The organism is Hyphomonas sp. UBA3601, from assembly GCF_002375605.1.
Lineage (GTDB): Bacteria > Pseudomonadota > Alphaproteobacteria > Caulobacterales > Hyphomonadaceae > Hyphomonas.
This window is the reverse complement of sequence record NZ_DFME01000034.1, coordinates 29,365-30,138: the sequence shown is the minus strand read 5'-3', so window position 1 is coordinate 30,138 and position 774 is coordinate 29,365. Positions and strand designations below refer to the sequence as shown.

Annotated in this window: 1 protein-coding gene; it reads left to right on the top strand. The window is 58.4% G+C overall.

Going from position 1 to position 774, the window contains the following annotated elements:
- The first annotated feature begins 29 nt into the window (after window positions 1-29).
- Window positions 30-659: a glutathione S-transferase family protein gene (locus B4F73_RS03910; protein ID WP_290482556.1), complete on the top strand. Its 630-nt coding sequence runs from the start codon at window positions 30-32 to the stop codon at window positions 657-659.
- Window positions 660-774 lie beyond the last annotated feature (115 nt).

Below are 774 nucleotides of genomic sequence, written 5' to 3'. Positions count from 1 at the left end.
CCGACCGTTTCCTATGGAGAGGGCGCATAATGCCCCATCGCGAGATTCAGCGACTCACACTTTACGGCGATTCCATTTCCGGCAATTGCATGAAACCGAAATGGACCGCTGACTTGCTTGGCATCCCATATGATTGGGTAGAGGTCGATATCCTTCAGGGCGGCACCCAGACCGAAGACTTCCTGTCGCTGAACCCGGCGGGTCAGGTGCCGCTGGCGCGCTGGCCGGATGGCCGTGCGTTGCCACAGTCCAACGCCATCATGTTGTATCTCGCCGAAGAGGCAGGCAGTGACCTGGTCCCTTCTGACACGTTCCGCCGGGCCCAGATGATGAGCTGGCTGTTCTGGGAACAATACTCTCACGAGACCGCCATTGCTGTGAGGCGCTTCCAGAAACATTATCTCAATACGCCGGATGACCAGATCGATCCGCAGCTGATGGCCAAGGGGCGCCGCGCGCTCGGTGTGATGGAGCTGCAATTGACCTATACCGACTGGCTGGTTGGCGATGCGATGACGCTCGCCGATATTGCGTTGGTCGCCTACACACGGGTCGCCCATGAGGGTGGCTTTGACCTGTCTGATTTTCCTTCCGTGGAAAGATGGGTCAGCCGCACCGAAGTGGCCCTCAATATACCGCACGCAAAAGAGGCTGCGTAATGTACAGATATGATGAGTTTGACGCCCGGATCGTCTCCGAGCGGGTCGCGCAATTCCGTGGACAGGTGGACCGCCGCCTATCGGGCGAATTGCTGGAAGACGAGTTCAAGCCGCT

Excerpts from the sequence above, each read along its gene's own strand:
- B4F73_RS03910 (WP_290482556.1), top strand. The coding sequence starts at position 30 with ATGCCCCATCGCGAGATTCAGCGACTCACACTTTACGGCGATTCCATT.